The 18,950-nt window shown below is 43.5% G+C and carries 12 protein-coding genes and 1 tRNA gene; 5 read left to right on the top strand and 8 right to left on the bottom strand.

Features of this window, described 5'->3' with window-relative positions; all coding sequences use genetic code 11:
* From ONB37_01500 to ONB37_01465, 8 genes are all read right to left on the bottom strand, one after another.
* A partial coding sequence (locus ONB37_01500) for a hypothetical protein (GenBank protein ID MDZ7398815.1) occupies nt 1-651 on the bottom strand: 651 nt, incomplete at its 3' end.
* 118 nt (nt 652-769) lie between these two features.
* Nucleotides 770-2,557 carry a T9SS type A sorting domain-containing protein gene (locus tag ONB37_01495; GenBank protein MDZ7398814.1) on the bottom strand — a complete coding sequence of 596 codons (1,788 nt, stop codon included), beginning with the start codon at nt 2,555-2,557 and terminating at the stop codon, nt 770-772.
* Nucleotides 2,558-2,936: 379 nt separating this feature from the next.
* Nucleotides 2,937-5,897, bottom strand: coding sequence for a carboxypeptidase-like regulatory domain-containing protein (locus tag ONB37_01490; GenBank protein MDZ7398813.1), 2,961 nt, complete (start codon nt 5,895-5,897; stop codon nt 2,937-2,939).
* Nucleotides 5,898-5,979: 82 nt separating this feature from the next.
* Nucleotides 5,980-7,035 (bottom strand): substrate-binding domain-containing protein, encoded by a 1,056-nt coding sequence (locus tag ONB37_01485; protein MDZ7398812.1) that lies wholly within the window; start codon nt 7,033-7,035, stop codon nt 5,980-5,982.
* Between the two features lie 719 nt (nt 7,036-7,754).
* Nucleotides 7,755-7,828 (bottom strand) — tRNA-Arg (locus ONB37_01480).
* A gap of 105 nt (nt 7,829-7,933) precedes the next feature.
* A complete protein-coding gene (locus ONB37_01475; GenBank protein ID MDZ7398811.1) occupies nt 7,934-10,012 on the bottom strand; it encodes a response regulator in 2,079 nt (692 codons plus the stop codon).
* Between the two features lie 214 nt (nt 10,013-10,226).
* Nucleotides 10,227-10,973, bottom strand: a complete 747-nt coding sequence (locus ONB37_01470; GenBank protein MDZ7398810.1) for a Nif3-like dinuclear metal center hexameric protein — start codon at nt 10,971-10,973, stop codon at nt 10,227-10,229.
* Between the two features lie 3 nt (nt 10,974-10,976).
* Entirely contained in the window at nt 10,977-11,528 is a 552-nt protein-coding gene (locus ONB37_01465) for a nitroreductase family protein (GenBank protein MDZ7398809.1), read from the bottom strand.
* A 607-nt stretch (nt 11,529-12,135) separates the two neighbouring features.
* On the opposite strand from ONB37_01465, the gene ONB37_01460 reads away from it, so the two are divergent.
* From ONB37_01460 to ONB37_01440, 5 genes are all read left to right on the top strand, one after another.
* Nucleotides 12,136-13,089: a carboxypeptidase-like regulatory domain-containing protein gene (locus ONB37_01460; GenBank protein ID MDZ7398808.1), complete on the top strand. Its 954-nt coding sequence runs from the start codon at nt 12,136-12,138 to the stop codon at nt 13,087-13,089.
* A gap of 4 nt (nt 13,090-13,093) precedes the next feature.
* The gene (locus ONB37_01455; protein ID MDZ7398807.1) at nt 13,094-14,578 is read left to right on the top strand and encodes a sigma 54-interacting transcriptional regulator; all 1,485 of its coding nucleotides are present in this window, start codon (nt 13,094-13,096) and stop codon (nt 14,576-14,578) included.
* Complete coding sequence (locus tag ONB37_01450) at nt 14,562-16,196, top strand: serine/threonine protein kinase (protein MDZ7398806.1); 1,635 nt, start codon at nt 14,562-14,564, stop codon at nt 16,194-16,196. The genes ONB37_01455 and ONB37_01450 overlap by 17 nt, the downstream gene beginning before the upstream one ends.
* Nucleotides 16,197-16,440: 244 nt before the next feature.
* Nucleotides 16,441-17,733 (top strand): T9SS type A sorting domain-containing protein, encoded by a 1,293-nt coding sequence (locus ONB37_01445; GenBank protein ID MDZ7398805.1) that lies wholly within the window; start codon nt 16,441-16,443, stop codon nt 17,731-17,733.
* 73 nt (nt 17,734-17,806) lie between these two features.
* Nucleotides 17,807-18,607 carry a hypothetical protein gene (locus ONB37_01440; protein ID MDZ7398804.1) on the top strand — a complete coding sequence of 267 codons (801 nt, stop codon included), beginning with the start codon at nt 17,807-17,809 and terminating at the stop codon, nt 18,605-18,607.
* Nucleotides 18,608-18,950 lie beyond the last annotated feature (343 nt).

The following is an 18,950-nucleotide window of genomic DNA, read 5'->3' as shown; positions in this document are numbered from 1 at the left end:
CGGGTCGTCTGGGACTTTGACAAATTCGGGGCCGAAGCGCTTCAGCCAATGGACATGAGTGGGGTAGGGGCTATAATAGTTGTCATAGATCATGCCATCTTCTCGTTGGCTCTCGGCAAAGAGATCGATGCCAGAGGTGACATCGGGATAGAAATATTTCATGGCTTTCATGACGTGCACGTGGTCCTGAAACCAGCCAGCAAAGGTGACATGCGATTTGCCATTGTAACGATAAGTTTCAATTTCGCCCCCACTGACCATAGTGTAATAAAGCATATCCAGCAAGCGAGAGAATTCACCGCCCTGATCGATAAGCTGGGTTTGGCAGTCGACCTTAAAGGTTTTAATATCTAACAATTTTTCCCGATTGTCCAACAATGTGATGGTGTGGGATCCCAACGCGCCGGCAACTCGGAAGCGAGCCGAACGTTTGATAGGCTGCTGAAAATAGACGACGCCGTTTCCGTCCCGAACAATAGTGATGCCTGATCTTTCAGTAGTAAATTCGACCCAATCTAATGGTCTAAAAAAATGATTGCCAGGAAAGTTGGTTATCGTTATTGTGGAAGAATCGGACGCGAATGCGGTCACGGCTACTACAAAAAACATCATCACAACGATTGTGCAAGTGCATTTCGGAGATTGGTTCATTGTAAATTTCTTTCAGCTAAAAATTGTTTTGTCATTGAAATAAAGCCCTCTGCTGAGAACCAGCAAAGGGCCTTATTTCAAAGGGCGAGCTATCTTGTTTGGGGCTGCTGGATGCAGACTACTTCATCAGCATCATCTTTCGGGTGATAGTTTTATCACCAGACTTAAGTTGATAGAAGTAAACTCCACTGGTTAGGTTGCTCGCATCGAACTGGATCGTATAGGTTCCAGCGTTTTTCATCTCATTTACCAGAGTGGCTACTTCAGAGCCCAATACATTGTAAACTTTCAACTCCACATTCGCTTTCTTATTCAATGAATAAGTGATGGCAGTTGTTGGGTTGAATGGGTTCGGATAGTTCTGGCTTAAGGTGAAATCTGCTGGTGGGGTAGTGGGTTTGGTAGCTACTTCTGATGGAACATATTCAATGCCGGGCCACCATTGCAGCGAGCCCACGGGTTTGCCATCGGTGCCAGCGGTCTTCAGTGTTTCGTTAGTGTAAGACAGATCAAAATCTAACGGCCAGGTGAATTCCAAATAATCGGCTACATTGTGCCACTTCACCGGATTAGTCACCGTTCCGCCAGCCCATGAAGTTCGAATGTTGATGCAGTTTTGAGCCAGCAGCACATCACACCCATTCATATCTTTGATCCCAGGATCCACATTCATGGTGTTCTCTTCTTTGAAGAATCTGAATGGTTGATGTTTCATAGTTATATAAGTGGAATCAATGATCACTTTCGCAGTATCTCTAATATAACTCTTAACCGTCCATTCCCACGGACCCGACTGATTCTCAAACATGGCTTTATTATAATTGTTCATCCAGGGATTGGGAACAACTGTGCCACTGAACTGCGCCCAATAATCTTTGATCGGTTGAGTGTACCACCAAGCGTTGTTCTTTAGCACCCAAACTAGCTCGTCTTCGGTCAATTTGCCGTCTCCATTGGGATCATATTTTTTACCGTATATACCTTTGGGTCCAAAAAGGGAGTCAAGGCGCTGAGGATCCCATTGGATTTCAGCATAATTCATCAAACCCTTTACTTCCTGGTCAAAGTGACGTTTGATTTCATCATAATCATCGCTAAAAGCATGGCAGTTGACGAAGAGATTATTGGTGAATTTTTTGATCACATGGTTGTGACTTTCAATCGGATGAACCATAGAGTTTACGAAAGTGCAGTGATCAACCTCCGTGTAAAAAGTACCTGGTCCTCCAGTGACCGCGAAACAGCCGAAATTGAAAAATGTTGTATTTCGTATAAATGCTGAATCAATTGCTGGAGGATTAAAAATTGCACCATTCCATGTTACGCCTGTGGGGTTACCAATATTCTTAAAAATACAATTGGTAATTCTATATACATTACGTCCCCAATCAGCGAATGTGGCCCACCAGGTATAGGGAAATTCTATAATACATCCCTCAAAGGTGATGGTTTTTCCTGATGTGTTTACAATCTGAGCCACCCAGGAAATGGGCCCAGTGCCATCCATATTGATCCCAGTTAACCAGAGATTTTTAAAGGTCGCATGATTATAAAGGTTCCACCAATTATTAACTGTGCTACCATCCGCTTTAAGACCGCATCGGATAACCGGAGGGCGATTAGCTGGATCGGGTTTGTCAGCGACGATCACTAGCGGAAAATCTGCCTGAATGACATCCGTTAAAATATACTGGGCATTGCGCTCTAATTTATACACCTTATGAAGCCTATTGCCACTGGCATCAACGTCTTTTTTTATTGCTTCATTTAACGCCCCGATGGGTTGACCTTCGGAGTTCAAGGGTCCGATGATCAGCGTATCTCCCTTTGACTGAGTTTGAGAGAATACTAGCTGGTTACTGATAACCAGCATCAAAACCGCAGAGAGTAATAACAGTTTCTTCATGATACTGTTCCTTTCATTAATTTTCTTGGTGAAGGGATAACCAAAAATTTTTCGATTATAAAATTAACTTTTAGACAGCCCTGTGAGATTACATCACCTCCCTTCCAAATTTGAATGAGAGATCCAAAATCCTGATGTCACTTTTCGTACCCGCCGCCGATCCTCTCTACGTTCGGATACGCTTCTTCTGTGTGATTGTCATCAAATTTAAGTCATTATGACATTGCAGAAAGCGATCCTTCAAACCTCTTTTTTATGACGGATAGCGGAGAGCGCGATGAATGATAATTTTTTAATCGCATTCTCATTAAAATCTGGATCGCATCACCTCCTTTGAAAAATTTACAGTTCAATTGATTAGCTGTAGTGGTATTCCAGCTTAATATTGATACCTCAATCCAATATTGGCATTTCTACCATAATCTTCAATGTAATTGGCAAAGTGCATGTGATTGATCACATCCTTTTCCACCTCATTGGTCAGATTGTTGACGTTCAGGAATAATTCCAGGCCCCGAATCGGTAGCTTCTGCCGCACCGACAAATCATATCGATAAAAATCAGTCGAATAGCCGCGCAGCTTCTCATACCAGTTGGCCGCCTTGAACACGTGCGACATAAACCGCATAGCCCAGCGAATTGAAAAACCCCGATAGTCATATCCCAACGTGAGATTCAACAAATGATCCGGTTGCATGATCATGGGGCTTTTGTAGGTAGTGTCTTCGTTGACCAATGTAAATCGGTAAGTTTTTGGATCTACTATTGTCTTAATGCGCGTCCTCAAATATTTTGCTTTTGATTTATTGTAGGTATAATTTACATTTATTACTAGACCTTTCAACATTCCAGGCAAGTACCACAAGTTTGATTGCCATTCCACTTCATAGCCTTTGTTATAAACAGGATTTTCATTGTTTGTTGCCCAGGCAGCGCGCTGACGGTTCATAATAGTGGGCAATTCAAAATAGGCCGTGTCTGTGATTACTTTCTGCCCAGTCCAGAAAATCATATCGGTGATCTTTTTATGGAACCCACCGATAGAAAACAGGCCAATCTTATTTGAGTGGAGTGACACTTGAATATCCCAGTTACGAGAAAGTTCGGGACGCAGTCGGAAGTTGCTTAAGTTATAGATTTGGCCCTGGGTGCTTATCACCCACCCTGGCATGATGTTATTGTAATTTGGCCGCTGCAGCGTGTGCGTATATCCAGCTTTGAATGTAAGCCAGTAGGTGGGTTTGAAAAATGATTGAATCATTGGTAGTAAGAACTCATCATGACGCACTTTGGTGACTGTGTCAACAGGCGTGGGCCGCCAATTCGCGATTACACCCAACCGATTGCCTCGATAACCAGTGTATTCGGTTCGGTTGGCTTCATATCTGACACCTGGAACAAGCAGTATTTGAGGTCCGATATTAATCTCTGGCATTAAATAAAACGCGTGGTAATCTTCGATGCCATTATAATCGTAATAAGTAGAATTAATAAAATTCCGCCAAACAATTTGATAATCATTTGTGTTAGTAGGATCAAAGGTTGCCATAACAATCTCATGTATCCTACGAAATTTTTCTTTGTCAAATACATTCCCAAAATCGTATCTTCCTTTTAGAAACTTGCCTCCTTCATAATTCTTATCCAGAAAATCGATTAATAAAATCCTCATGTTATCCTTAGACCATGCCTCCTTGGTCCGATCGCTGAGCTCAGGTTCAAAGGATTTATAAATCAAATTTCTGTATTCCTGATCGCCTCCATAATTTGAAGCCGTATAGGTGGTCCGATCATAATCTTTCGATTTGTGCTTATATTTCCCTCCGAAGCCGAGTTTTACATTGAGCTTGTCGAGAATTCGAAAGTTATAGCTCACATGTAACTCAGCAGCGAGATCTCGCTCATGAGTTTTACTCTCCTCATGGTCCATGCCCCCCAAGTGCATGAAATACGCTGCTTCATCCATCGAAATGACTAATGAGTCTGGAATGGTTTCTGGGTCAAGATCCACATTAAAATTTGATTTGCGATTGGTAGGAAATGGATTGTTTGGGGAATTGTTATTCGAAGAGCTGATTCGTGCTGGTAGAATATTTTCAGAATAGGAATGGCTAAAGATCGAATTGATCTCCCAATTGCGCCAGCGGTGATCCATTTGGAATGAATTGGTTAACACAGTTAACCAGCTTTTGGGGGTGTCAGAATAGTTTAATGAAAAGCCCTGCTGGGTGAAATCATAATTGTTCTGGTATCGCGTTTCCTCCCGATTGATGCGACTGAAGAAATTGGAAAATTTAAATTCAGTCGAAGGTAATCCAAAATCCATGACCAGAGTCGCCCCCAATCGTTTCACCCGTCGGAAGATATCCATTAACTGCATGCTGTGAGTTCTCACTGGTTCTGACTCATTATCTTGAGAGAACGATACACCCCCTAATTGTTGCGAACCAGCGTCCTTTTCCTCGTAATCGATTTGAGCGTATGTGCCAAGCAAATTAGAGAAGAACCGCGTGCTGCCGCCAGTGCTGATTTTAAAATCGCGATATGTATTGCGCAAGCTATTGTAGCCACCCTGGGATATCAAATTGAAAGTTGTCGTCTCTGGTGCCTTTTTTATCCTGAAATTGACGATGCCACCAGTCGCCGTCGCCTCTTGATTCGCCATGACCGACTTCGTTAGTTCGATCCCTTCTAACATATAAGGCGAAATCATGCTGAGATCGGTGCTGCGATCTTCCTCGCCAGTCGCGGTCATGTTTACGCCATCGATCTGGATAAGTGAATATTTGGCGGCCATGCCTCGAATAATAACCTTATTTCCCTCTCCACCACTCCGTTCTAGAGAAACGCCGGGGAGACGTCCCACAGCCTCGGCTGCATTAGCCTCAGGAAGTTCCTGAATCTGTTTACGCGAAACGACATTTTTGATGGTCTTGGCCGATAATTGTTGGTTGATTGCTTGCAACTGAGCTTCGGCTTGCGCGGTCACAATAACTGTTTCCCCTCGTACGGCCTGGGGGATCATTTTCACATCGTGCTTAACGCGCTCGTTCAGGCTAACTTGTACAGAGAAGGTTACCTCTTCATAGCCGATGTACCTGACAATGATCTCGTAAGTGCCTGGGGGTACATTCGAAAGGTTATAAAAGCCATTTAAATCCGAAGCTGTGCCTATACTTGTCCCTTTGAGAAGAATATTAGCTCCAGGTAAGCCTTTACCTGTTTCACTATCAGTCACCCGTCCCGTAATTTGCCCTCTCTGGGCCGCTGCGAATGCGTGCCAGCAGAGTAGTATGATTAATGCAAGCCAGCACACAACAATGCTTCTATTGATTTTCATATACCCTCCGATATTTGATTATTAAAAATTTTTAAGGGGCTTTCGAGCATGACCTTCAGCTTGAGATAAGTTTTGGCGCGCCTCATATAATTTCAATATACTGAGGCCGATAATAATCTAAATTTGCTTGTGTCACGATGTCCAGTGGCATCATGATATGAGAAGGAACGGACTCTTGAGCAACAACATGCCGATATAATACATAGATGCCCTGATAACCCTGAAGCTCAGGCCGTTGGCCGATCAAAAAATGAATGAGACCTTGCTTCAAATATTTCACATTTTCAATGGTTAAATCATGTCCAATTACGCGAATTTTGGGAAGGCCATCGTGATTTTGTAAATATTCGGCGACATGATAGGTGAGTGCTGTCGTCACATAGATGCCGTGAATATCATGATTTTCTGAAAAAATCTGGTCCAATAAGGATCGAAATGTCTCTCGATCCTCGGTCCGCATCGCTCCATAAACTTTGATGGACATGTTTGAATTTCTTCTCACGTAATCTATGAACCCTTGCTGCCGCTTGCTGATGTGGTAATCATCGTGCAGCATGGTTAGCACAATTAAGCTGCCAGAGGGGCGAGTGGTCATCAGCATCAGGTTCCCTGCAAGTGCACCGCTTTGATATGAATCTTGACCAATATAAGAGATGTTATTCGAGTTTGGGATATTAGAATTAAAAAAAACATAGGGCAAATTCTTGGGGATACGTTTGACAAATTCATCATCAAAAGTCTTATAAATGGTGGGAGCCATGAGTAAGCCATCTAAATTCGCGCGGAGCACCCGATTGCTGGCATCGATGAATGATGCCTCGGAATAACCATCGTATGGGAAATAAGAAACATTGATCTTGTGCATTTTTAATTCCTGATGGGCTCTTTCGATGCCTTGAATGGCGAGTTCCCAATATTGATTGTCAGGGGAGATCTGTGGCATTAGCACGCCGAATTGGAATGTCTTAGCGCTGGAGAGGCTTCTAGCTAAGAGATTGGGCTTATAGTTCAGTTCTTTGATAATTTTTTTTACACGACGCTTGGTGACCTCGGAAACGCGCCCTCTTTTATGGATGACGCGATCTACGGTACCCACTGAAACTCCCGCCCTTTTAGCGATTTCTTTAATGGTGACCATTTAATTCTTCCGTTAGGGAATATGAAAGCAGAAGAAGATCGGTCATAAAATCTAATTGTCTTAAAGAAAATTTGCTTGTTTATATTGTAGCGTTAACGTACACGCAATCGAATAAAAAAATAAATCACACTTTTTTTAAAGCTCTTGGAAGGATTACCAAAAAACTTCTGATTTGGCTACCTAATTATCATAATTTCTCAGGAATGGATAATTACGTTTAAAATAATTTATCAATATTGGTTCAATGGATGATATTTTTTCTTTTATAAATTTTTGCGTTAACGTACACGCATAACTTTAAAAAAACAGTGCATTCTCGCTTGCCACTATAAATGCACTTTATTTCATGGTTCTTGATCGCTTTCGGGCGGATTGCTTCAAATATTTGACATGGTTTATAAGATTTGTTGATAAATTATACAAAAAATTTTTTTATTTGTCAAGTATTTTTTTAAGTTTTTTTGGTTCACCTTAAATTCTCTGAACACGAAAAGCACTGGCCCACCGTCATCAGGGTGACGAAAATCTCACTTAATGAAAGGTTGATTGCTGCAAAATGGATTATTCAAAAATAATGAATTGTCAATCTTGCGAACGTAGCAGTATTTTTTATTTTGATGAATAGCATTCTAAAATGTGCTTGCATTCTCGGTACTGCCATCCAAATTGATCGCATTTTCAAAATTTTTAAATTCAGTCGGAAGCGGGCAGTTCAATAGTACGCCCGGTGCGAATCGAACGCACAACCTACGGATTAGAAGTCCGTTGCTCTATCCTATTGAGCTACGGGCGCATTTCTAATGTGATAGAATATAAAGAATCAAACTGAAGGAATCAAGAAAAATTTCATATTCGTACAGGCAAAATTTAAGACTTTGTTGCATAGCGAAATGATAGGTTATTTGAAGAAACGATCGACCAGTTTTTTGATCCCCCCCTCTGTTTTTTCTTTTGGCGCTGAGTCTCTCGGGCCTTTGTCCTTCGAAACCGTTATCTGATTGCGTAAGCGGACGTAGCTGAGCCGATTTTCTATTGCGACCGAGACCTGATTAGCCAAAATTTCCAAAGTATGAATATCTTCACTTGCTGGAAGCATACAATCCATCGGATCATCGACCATGATATAGCCGATCATTTTTCCATTGCTACCATAAATTGGAATAATCAGCATGACGTACCAATTCCAATACCGATGGCTATTTGTATCGATTTTGCGATCATAGTAGAGGGCTTTAATGCGTCGCAGCGCTGGCTCAGACCGAGTGATCAAATAAGATTTTCCCCGTCTATAATCATTTTTAAATAATGATTGTAATTCAGAAACAGGAATCGAAATCTCCTTTAATTGCAAGGTCTTGATTCGATCATCGCAAGCGACCGATTTGATTTGGAACTGTTTTGAATTACGATTGATGAAACCTAACAGCACCAGATTGTAATTCATTGCAAATTTGATTGCCCAGACGATTTCATGGATCATTTCCGAAATGCTGAGATGGAGACGAAATAAATTGCTGCTTAATAGCAATTGCTTGAGCCGACGATTGCGTTTTTCAAGGGCGGCAAAATTATAAAAGTTTTCTATCGCCAAGGAGGTCAAACTCGAAAATAATTCCATATTATAGAAAAACTCGTGAGGGGGCACAACTGGGTAAAGGGGTTCATCCAGCGATATATAGCCAAATGTCCGATTTTGGTGATCGACCAGATTGAAGATGATCATGTCTTGGGGATGCCATTGGTTTGAGGCACGACGGGGCTGGGAACGGCGCTCCGAAATCATTGTGCTTAGCCCATTATTATTGCCCGAATCATGGTCGTGGTAGATCACTTTGATTTTGGATTGATTGACAAAAATTTGATCGATCACCTCCTGGGGCACTTCTAAGACCCTTTCGCTATCGGTTTTGCCATTGGAATAGCCGATCATGATTTGCTTGACAAATGTCTTGCGACGGCGATCTAACAATGCCAGGGTCGCTCGTTTGAATTGAAACAACTGGCATACCAGTTGGGTGATCCGCTCGATTAAATGATTAAAGGAAAGATTGTAACTATCATGGATCAATTGCACCATCTCATTGATCATTTTCGCTTGATCAAACTCCCCATGGCTAGGATGAGCCGAGCCATTATCTGGAACGATGATTTTTATCTTGCCCTTATAGCTGATTACTTCATTGTCGCGATCGCGCATGGGCGAAAGAATGATCTCGGCTAATTGTTGATCTCCGTACTTTCCCACCAGCTCCGTTCGAAAGCTCTGTTCTTGGGAGCTCAGATCTACTTTGGTCAACCAGCGGTAGTACTCATTTTCCTTTTGAGCCGGAATCAAATCGGAAAGATTCAATTCCAAAAGTTCCTCTTCCGAATATTTAAGCATTTCCTCCAATTTAGGATTGGTCGTGATGAATCGCCCCTTATTGTCCAATATGAAATAGGCCTCACGATCTTCTACCTCTAAATCTGGCAAACCTTCCGTCTCTATTAGATGACCCTCAGTATCATCGTATGGATGCGCGTCGGCAGCCTCAGCGTATTGGGGCAGAGATTCTTCTTCTACTGGCTGTTCTTCCAATACTGGCGTGATAATCCGTTGACGTTTCTTCTCCAAAACTTTTCCAACGGTAAATGGGAGTGCCGTCAGGTAACCACGGACTTTCATGATGTAATCATAAGCACCCTTTTCCAGGGCCTTATGAGCAATTTCCTCGCGCCCCTCATCTACCAGCATGACAACTGGGACATCAATTTTCTTGTCAATGATGCGTGACAGAACCTCAAGGCCTTTTTTATCATCGATGTCATAATCTAACAATAGGAGATCGTATTGATTTTGGTTCAACTTCTCCAGGCATTCCTGTCCAGTTAACGCTACATCGACCTTATAGGCCTCATCATGAAATCGCAGCATTTTTCGGGCGATTTCAAGATAGGACAAATTTTTGTCTGCCAATAGAAGACGAACTTCGTTCATGGAATGTCACCTATCTGGTAAGATGAAAGATTCATATTTAATTAAGCAAAATATTCGCTTAAAGTCAAGTAAAATTTTTGTTCAAACCAACTTGCGCTGCATCCATTGAACATCTTTAAACCATTTTTTAATTAAACGATTTGACGGCATGATTGGAAAATTGTAAGCTGAACCTCTATAAATTTAATTGAAGATCGAGTGATATGGCTGCTTCTCAGACCGGATTTGGAATATCGATAAATTCGCACCGTAGGGCAAATTCCTGCTGCAATTTTTCACCCAGGGCTTGAATGCCAAATTTTTCTGTGTTATAATGACCCGCATGAATGAAGTTCAATCCAACTTCCTCAATTTCTCTGACTACGTTTTCGCGCATATCCCCACCGAGAAATGTATCCGCACCATGTTCGAGGGCCAAATGATAAAATCGAGAACTGCTACCGCTGATGACTAGGACCCGCTGGACCTTGTTAGGGCCAAATGCGAAGACCTGAGCTGTGGTTTCAAGCTGTTTGTTGATAATTTTTGCCCATTTTTCGATCGCAATAGGATTTCTCAGCCTGCCTAAATAACCCACTTCAATTGGTTTGATCGGGTCTATGGCGAGCCGTTTTAAGATTTGTGCATTGTTTCCCAGTTCAGCATGCGCATCCAGCGGCAAATGATATGCGGCGAGATTGATGTCGTTTTTGATCAATAATGCAACGCGAGTCCGAAACAGCCCAGTCAAAAGATAAGGAGCTGGCGCTTTGCGCCAAAATAGCCCATGATGAACCAGAATCAGATCTGCTCCGCGCTCTACTGCGGCCCGGAATAGCCGTTCGCTCACACTAACTCCCAAGATCACTCGCTCGATCTCCGTCTTGCCTTCTACCTGGAGTCCGTTGATACTGTCGTCAGGAAACTCGTTGATATTTAACAATTCATTGATATAGCCAATTAGCTCATCTCGCTTCACCATAATTCACTCCCATCGGTTTATTGAATAAATTTCAGATAACGGTTTTCGGTGCGAACTTCCAATGAAACTCTTGGTAATTTTACCAATTGTACTTTCCGATTCGGCGGGATAGCCAAGGGTCGTCATCGCTACAACGCGAATTTCGCTGGGAATCGCTAATAGCTCTTTGACCTTGGTCTCTTCAAATCCACCGATCCAGCAAGTGCCCAATCCTAAATCGGTTGCCGCCAGAATGAGATGTTCCATGGCAATTGCCACGTCTACCATGTAATAGGGCTGGTTATTGCGAGACCCGCTATGTTTCGGATCTCCGCAGGCCACGATGATAGCAAATTCGCTGCCCATCCAGCTCTGGTTGAAAAGCGTGGTGCAGCGGATCAGCCTCTGTTTCTTGTCAGGATCGATTACCACTATAAACTTCCAGCATTGCCCATTGCGCCATGAGGGTGCCAGTTGCGCAGCACGAAGAATTTGTTCGATTTTTTCTGGCTCCACTTCTTGGTAGGTGTATTTACGAACGCTCTTTCTCTTTCTAATCACATCAAAAAATTCCATAACATTGTCTCCGCGACTAAATCCATCGATTGAAGCGGTGGAATCAGGATCAAGATGTTCAGAAGCAGGTTTTGTGCATCATTTCGTCCCTACAATCTAAATCTTAAATTGAAGCTATGATTAAATTGTTTCAAATTGCCTCGATATTCCGCTGTGTTTAAACATTACTGATCAGACATATAGCATGAACCGGGATGATTTTAATCAGTGCTGAATTCTAATTGTGAAACCAAAAAGGGTTTTTTCCAAAAAGAATTCTTCGGGGAAAAAATAAAAAACCAGAGATACAAGATTGAGGCTTGATTTCTTATCTCTCTCCAATTCAGAAAAGGCTCGATAGGCGAGATAGATAATTTGGCCCGGTTTAAAAAATAAAAATGATCTTTAAAACTCAAAGAACCTTTTAATGCGATTCGATTTATTGCTGGAATTTCTTGCGGAGAGCATTTGATTAACTTAATTTCTCTTGACTTTTATTTAATTAATCCTATATTTATGGTCGTAAGCTGTTATTAGACCAGGATGCTGAGATTAGAAACATTTCTCTTATATGGCTATGACGAAGCATTCACTATCCATACCCCGGGGAATCCTGCTGCTGTCACTCATGCTAATTTGTTGTACAAGGGACGCCGACCGAGATAACCCGCTGGACCCGCGCTCTGGGAAGTATGAAAATTTTGGCAGTGTGGCGGGCTATGTATACAGCTACTATGCTCCATTTCAGCCACTGATCTCAGCCCTGGTAGCCCTGATGCCAGGAGACCGTACTACCATCACCAATTCGAAAGGCGAATTTCATTTTACGAACATCGTGCCAGGCAATTATCGAGTAATCTCCAATTATCCTGGTTACGCTTCCGATACAGCGCAAGTTGAAGTTCACCCCAATCGGATCGCGACTGTTCAATTGCATTTGGATGGCCTACCTGGGTTGGACACATTGGTTTTAAATTCGGGATATCAGCATGAGCACTATCCATTTGAGCCAGTGCGAATGATCGATCTGACAGCGACCGTTACTGATCCAGATGGGCCTGCAGATGTGGCGTCTGTGGCTGTCATCATCCCAGTGATCAATTTCAAAGATACGCTTGGCTTTTCGAATGCGATTGGGGTTTTTCAACAGAAGATTGACGAGCGAGAATTGCCGATCAAAAACATCGCCGAGCTCGTGGGCCACCCGTTTTACATCGAGGTCACAGATAAAGTCGGACAAAAGTGCTTGTATGGTCCGAAATATCTGTTTCGAGTGATAGATGAAGAACCAGTGGTGGTATCGCCAAAGGGTTCAGTCACTGTTGGATTTCAGCCCACGTTAAAGTGGGGTCCAGTGCAGTTGCCTTTTCCGTTCACTTTCAAAGTGGAGATTTATGCAATCCGGGAGGGCCAGATTTTATATCCTGCGATGTATAGTTTCTCCAAATTATCGTCTGAAACGACGGAATTGCGGCTTGCCACGGTTTTGCAGTCCAGCCTATATCTCTGGGTGGTCTCTATTGTAGATCAGTGGGGCAATTGGAGTCGTTCCAAACCGGCGACGTTTCAGGTAGGAGGATAGATGGATGACGACGATGCGTGAAAATCTGACGCAGCCGCTGGAAGCGTTGTCGCGGATCAGCCAGGAGATCAATACACTGCAAGAAATAGATCCATTGCTAAAATCGATCTTGCGAATCGCTATGGAGGTTATTGGAGCAGAGCGCGGTTTCATTTTGATGTTGGATGAACGACAGCAATTGGCATTGAGAATTGCCCAGAACCTTTCTGAAGCTCAGGCCTCGGATTTGAGCCAGGTATCACAGAGCGTGCTCCAGCAAGTGATGGAGACTGGGGAACCAATCATATGTTTTGATGCGCTCGCCGATGATCGTTTTCAAGGCGCGCAGAGTATTCAGATTCAGCGCATCCAGTCGATTGCAGCGGTTCCATTAACGATAAAAACGCGCCCCATTGGTGCCATTTATCTGGATAGCATCCAGAGGCGGGCAGGATTTAAACCTGAGAGTTTGCCATTTATTACTGCTTTCGCTCATCAAGCGGCCATCGCTATTGAAAATGCACAATTGTATGCAGCGCTGCGGGAGGAGAACCGCCTTTTGAAAAAACAGATCCAGCAATCCCATTCGTTTAAGGAAATCATCGGTCGTAGCTCAGCAATGAAGCAGGTGTTTGAACTGATGGAGAGCGTGATCGACTCGGATGTGACGGTTTTGATTTCCGGAGAAAGCGGCACTGGCAAAGAATTAGTGGCCCGAGCGATCCACTACAATGGCCCTCGCAAAGATAAGCCGTTTATAGCGCTATTCTGCGGTGCTCTGCCAGAGAATTTGCTGGAGAGCGAGCTGTTCGGTCATAAAAAAGGAGCGTTCACTGGCGCCACCAGTGACAAAAAAGGTTTATTTGAAGCGGCTGACGGCGGTTCCTTTTTTCTGGATGAGATCGGTGATCTTTCGCCGAAAATCCAAACTGAATTGCTCCGAGTGATTCAAGAGGGAGAGATTAAGCGGGTGGGGGAGAATCAGGTGCGATATGTCAACGTGAGGATCATCGCTGCGACGAATAAAAACCTTGAGGAATTGGTGCAGGCCGGGCTATTTCGTGAGGATCTTTATTATCGATTGAATGTTATCAAGATTGAATTGCCGCCGCTGCGCAAGCGAGAGGGCGACATCCCGTTGCTGGCAAATTATTTTTTGACCAAACATGCAGCGAAAACTCGCAAGCAAGTACAGGGCATTTCACCTGAGGCGATGAAACGATTAACGAGTTATCATTGGCCCGGCAATGTGAGGGAGTTGGAAAACACGATAGAGCGGGCGTTGCTATTGACCAAAGATATCTTTATTCAGCCAGAGAATTTGCAACTGCCCGAACCAGAGATAAAGCTGCCAGAGAGAATGTCGCTCAAAGATTTTGAGCGGCAAATTGTGCAAAAAACCTTGGCGGAGAACGATAATAATATCTCTCGCACTGCTGAGCAGCTTGGCGTCTCTCGGCGTTGGCTCCATTATCGGATTAAGGAGTGGGAGCATGAAGAAGATCAGTAAATACCAGATCTTTTTTGAGCTTCAACATGGCCCAATAACGCGGGTTTACAAGGCATTCCAGCTTGAGCTCCAGCGTCCGGTACTGGTGAAACAATTGAACCCCGATCGACTGAGCGATGAGGAATTGGTCGAGCGTTTCCGGCAGGAAGGATTGATTTTGGCGCAGATCAATTCGCCGCATGTCATTACGGTTTTTGATTTCGGCTTCGATGATGGCGTTCCGTTCTTGGTGACGGAATTCATCGAGGGCACGACTTTGACCGAGCTAATTCGTTCGCATAACGGACTGCCATGGGATATCGCGCTTTACATCTTACAGCAATTAGCCCTAGGATTGATGGCGATCCATCATCAAAATATTATCCATCGCGATATCAAACCAGATAATATTTTCATCTCCAACGAAGGGGATGTCAAATTAGGCGATCTGGGCTTTTCAGCCCCGCTCGAAATTGCCGAGGAGTCGATTCAAGGGACCCCTGCGTACTTAGCTCCCGAGATCGTATTGGGCGAATCAGTGGATTTTCGGAGCGATCTATATTCGCTCGGCTTGGTGGGGTATGAAATGTTGACGGGCCAAAATCCCTTTGCAGGCGATAACATGACCGCGATTTTAAATCGCATCGTGAATTTAAAGCCAGTAGCCATTCAAAAGGTTAAGCCCGATGTGCCAGAGGGACTATCAGAATTGATCGCCAAATTAATGGCGCGTCGGCCAGAAGAAAGATTCCGTACAATTAAAGATTTTATCTCAGCGTTAGATCGGTGGAAAAAAGACAAAGATATCAATATTACTCAAGATCGACTTATTAATTATCTCGAAAGCCCAGACCAGTATCAGCCTATTGAAATCGTTGTTAAAAAACCAATGGCCTCGCCTTCTCCGAAACCCCGAAGATATCGGATACCTGTGCTGGCGATCGCCATTTTAATTTTCATAGCGGGATCATTATTCATCGGCCGGCAGTTGATCAAAAATTTCAACCTATCTCCAGCAATCAGTGATACCAGCACCATTGCTCCACATGGGGAGCTGATCAAACCGAAAGAAGGAGATAGAGTAATCGTTTCTGAACATCAGGTGAATCAGGGCGAGGGATTGCATCGAGCCTCCGAAAAGGAACATCCAACATCTGCGAAAATGGTAAACAGCACAGATTCTTTGAAAGCATCGTTGGAAAAGGAAACGCTGCCAGAATTATTCGTTATTACAACGGATCCGCGTTCCTTTGTCTATCGCCAGGGTATTTCATTGGGCATTACCCCGGTCCAGATCGGAGTGGATAATCGAGAGGATCAAATAGAATTAGAATTTCGCTCTCCTGGATTTCCGATCATTAAAAAGATAGTGAACAAACCACAGGGGGGTGCGCAAAATATTCACATCAACCTTTGGAAAGAGGTTGGCTATTTTGAAATTGACGTCGTCCCATGGGGGGTAATCTGGATCGATGGTGATTCAATCGATATGACGCCGCTTAATCGCCCCCTTATCCTATCCCCTGGAAATCATAGGCTTATAGTGCGCCATCCAAAGCTGAAAAGTATCACTGAGCCGTTTTATATTGCGGTTGGTGAGACGCTAAAAAAAACGATCCAATTACAGCGGTCACCTTAGACATGGTATGCTTTTTGTGCTTATAATATGGTCTCAATACCATGGCCAATGTGAAAGGGAAATTAATGCCCCAACACGATCAGATGTACTCAAAGATTGGTATTTGACTGTGAAGCATCTCTGAACGATTGAGAAGAAGTAAGGAAGCGAAGAACAATTGAGATGATTTATTTATCCATTCGAAAAAATAAAAGTCGAATCCGATAACATAAACGAAGCGACACCACAGGGATAGAGCGTCATTATGAGAATGAGAGCGTTGCAGATTATTGGCCTGATTTTATTAATTGCTCAGCCGATCTTTTCCCAACAGCCAACTTGGCGATCCTTGCCCGATATGCCGCGAGCCAGGTTCGGTCATTGTGCAGTGCTGTTCCAAGAGCGAATCTGGTTAATTGGTGGCAAAAATCAATTTGCGAATTCGATCAGCGAAGTCGATTGCTACAATTTGAAGACTGGTCAATGGGAATCTGAAGTATCAAAGCTGCACCACGCACGCTATAATGCTGCCGCGACAGTATATCAGGATAAAATATTCGTGATTGGGGGGCAAAACGAGCGGCAGATGCTCAGTTCAGTCGAATACTATGACTCAGAAGATAAAAAATGGAAGGAATGGACGCCGTTGCCATTCCCGCGAGAGGGAGCAAATGCGTTGGTGTTCGATAGCCTATTGTATGTTATTGGTGGGATCAGAAGCAAAGGGTTTTTCCCCACGCCTACGGATATCATCGAGTATTGGGATGAGAAGTCAAAAAGTTGGCAAGAATCATCGACCTGGCGATTGCAAAAGCCGCGCGCTCTAATGCAATCGGTTGTGGTTGATAGTTTCGTTTACATATTGGGTGGTCGGTTCATTGATGGCCAATATAATTTGGTAGAACGTTTCGGTAGTGAAACGGGTCCTGAATCTCTTCATCCATTTACTATCCCCAGATTTTATTTTGCTGCGGTAGCGGTCGAAAAACTGATTTATGTATTGGGTGGCATTCGCTGGGGGGATTTCGATGCGATCACCGATACCATCGAATATTACGCCACGAATTCTGACAAATGGTATATGCTCAACGTATTTATGAAACAGCCCCGAGCAGGACTGAGTGCCGTGAGTTATAAAAATAGCATTTATCTATTTGGGGGCATCGATCTTGGCTTGAAGGTCAGTAGTGCTGCGGAGGTCTTATCTGATATTCCCACAAAGGTGGATACCAGCATTTCGAGTGTAATAGAGCCCGATATTGCCCAAGTGCCCTCGAGCCATCAGTTGCTTCGAAACTATCCTAACCCATTCAACTCTGCAACCACCATTGATTTTGTGTTAACCGAAACGAATGAGCCTTTGCAATTGGTCATTTTCAATTTATTGGGCGAGCGAGTGCGGACCTTCTGGCTCAATAACGTTTTCCCAGGAATTCATCACGTTGTGTGGGATGGCCGCGACGACCAAGGCAGAAACGTGGAATCTGGAATTTACCTTGCTCAATTGCGCTCCGATCGGCAACTTGGCCCAATTCTTAAATTATCCTATATCAAATAGCAACATTCGCAAGGGCTGGCGAAGGTGCGCCGTCTTGAGAAAATTTCAATGATACTTGTATTCGACCCCAAAAATGTATAATAAAATAATCAAATTTTCCATCACTTTTCTATTTCTGGCTGTGAAGCTCGTTTCGCTCAATGCCCAGGTTCAGCCATCGCTGGTCCAGCAAATGATCCTGGCCTTTCAACAATTGGATTACGGCACAGCACAAAAAATCGGAACCCAGATCATTTCCGATTTTAGAAAATACTCGCCGATGGACTTGCTTGAGGCTCACAAGATCCTTGGCGTAATTGCTTATCATGATGGCCGGATCAATGACGCAAATGCACAATTCGAGCAAGCGCTCTCAATCGATCGGACCGCAAACCTTGATTCCGTATACGTGTCACCCAAGATCATTCAGTTTTTTGAGGAACTGAAGGCGAAGTATAATTCCAAACAAATAACCGCAGAAACCGAACGACCAGCCTATTATCGTTATTTGATCCAGCCAGATCCTCGACCATTGGCTACGCTTCGTTCCATGGCACTTCCTGGGTGGGGCCAATTGTACAAAAACGATCGAACCAAAGGTTATATCCTCATCACCGCATCAGCTATACTGATCCTTTCCACTGCGACTTTTCATGTGCTTGAGCAAGATGCCCATGACCAATATTTGAGCGCGATTGATGAACCAAAAATCCAAGAAAAGTACGATCGGTACAACCTATTTTTTAAACTTCGCAACAACACCGCACTGGTTTACGCTGGTGTCTGGTTTTACTCATTTTTTGACGCGCTGCTGAACAAGCCGAAGCAACAGCCAATCCGTGTTTCGTTCATCATGCAGGAATATCCTGCCATTTGGATACGAGTTCGTTATTAATCAGGCCTTGAGCGAAATATTTCGAATTTTCAGCGATGATGTCACTCCGAACGGAATGAGGAATCTGGCCACTTTGAGGTTTTATCATTTGCAGATTTCTCCCTGCGGTCGAAATGACAGAGACGTGAGTTTTCGTTCAAGAAAGAATTAGCTTACGGTGCGAATTCTATCCTTGGCATCGAGAAAGAATTTGTTGCAATGAACTCCGCAATGTGACCTTCGACCTCAGAAGTGATTTTATGATTTATCTAGATTCGGATTCCACTGGTTCCTCGCTTTTAACTTTTCTCGCATATTCATTTTCGAAATTGCCCGACCATTCCATCTCCAAATAACTAGATTT

The organism is candidate division KSB1 bacterium, from assembly GCA_034506395.1.
GTDB lineage: Bacteria > Zhuqueibacterota > Zhuqueibacteria > Thermofontimicrobiales > Thermofontimicrobiaceae > Thermofontimicrobium.
This window is presented reverse-complemented; position numbering and strand designations above follow the sequence as displayed.

What these genes read in the sequence shown, in the direction of transcription:
- ONB37_01495 (MDZ7398814.1), bottom strand. Translation starts at nt 2,557, where the DNA reads ATGAAGAAACTGTTATTACTCTCTGCGGTTTTGATGCTGGTTATCAGT.
- ONB37_01490 (MDZ7398813.1), bottom strand. Translation starts at nt 5,897, where the DNA reads ATGAAAATCAATAGAAGCATTGTTGTGTGCTGGCTTGCATTAATCATA.
- ONB37_01485 (MDZ7398812.1), bottom strand. Translation starts at nt 7,035, where the DNA reads ATGGTCACCATTAAAGAAATCGCTAAAAGGGCGGGAGTTTCAGTGGGT.
- ONB37_01475 (MDZ7398811.1), bottom strand. Translation starts at nt 10,012, where the DNA reads ATGAACGAAGTTCGTCTTCTATTGGCAGACAAAAATTTGTCCTATCTT.
- ONB37_01470 (MDZ7398810.1), bottom strand. Translation starts at nt 10,973, where the DNA reads ATGGTGAAGCGAGATGAGCTAATTGGCTATATCAATGAATTGTTAAAT.
- ONB37_01465 (MDZ7398809.1), bottom strand. Translation starts at nt 11,528, where the DNA reads ATGGAATTTTTTGATGTGATTAGAAAGAGAAAGAGCGTTCGTAAATAC.
- ONB37_01460 (MDZ7398808.1), top strand. Translation starts at nt 12,136, where the DNA reads ATGCTAATTTGTTGTACAAGGGACGCCGACCGAGATAACCCGCTGGAC.
- ONB37_01455 (MDZ7398807.1), top strand. Translation starts at nt 13,094, where the DNA reads ATGACGACGATGCGTGAAAATCTGACGCAGCCGCTGGAAGCGTTGTCG.
- ONB37_01450 (MDZ7398806.1), top strand. Translation starts at nt 14,562, where the DNA reads ATGAAGAAGATCAGTAAATACCAGATCTTTTTTGAGCTTCAACATGGC.
- ONB37_01445 (MDZ7398805.1), top strand. Translation starts at nt 16,441, where the DNA reads ATGAGAATGAGAGCGTTGCAGATTATTGGCCTGATTTTATTAATTGCT.
- ONB37_01440 (MDZ7398804.1), top strand. Translation starts at nt 17,807, where the DNA reads ATGTATAATAAAATAATCAAATTTTCCATCACTTTTCTATTTCTGGCT.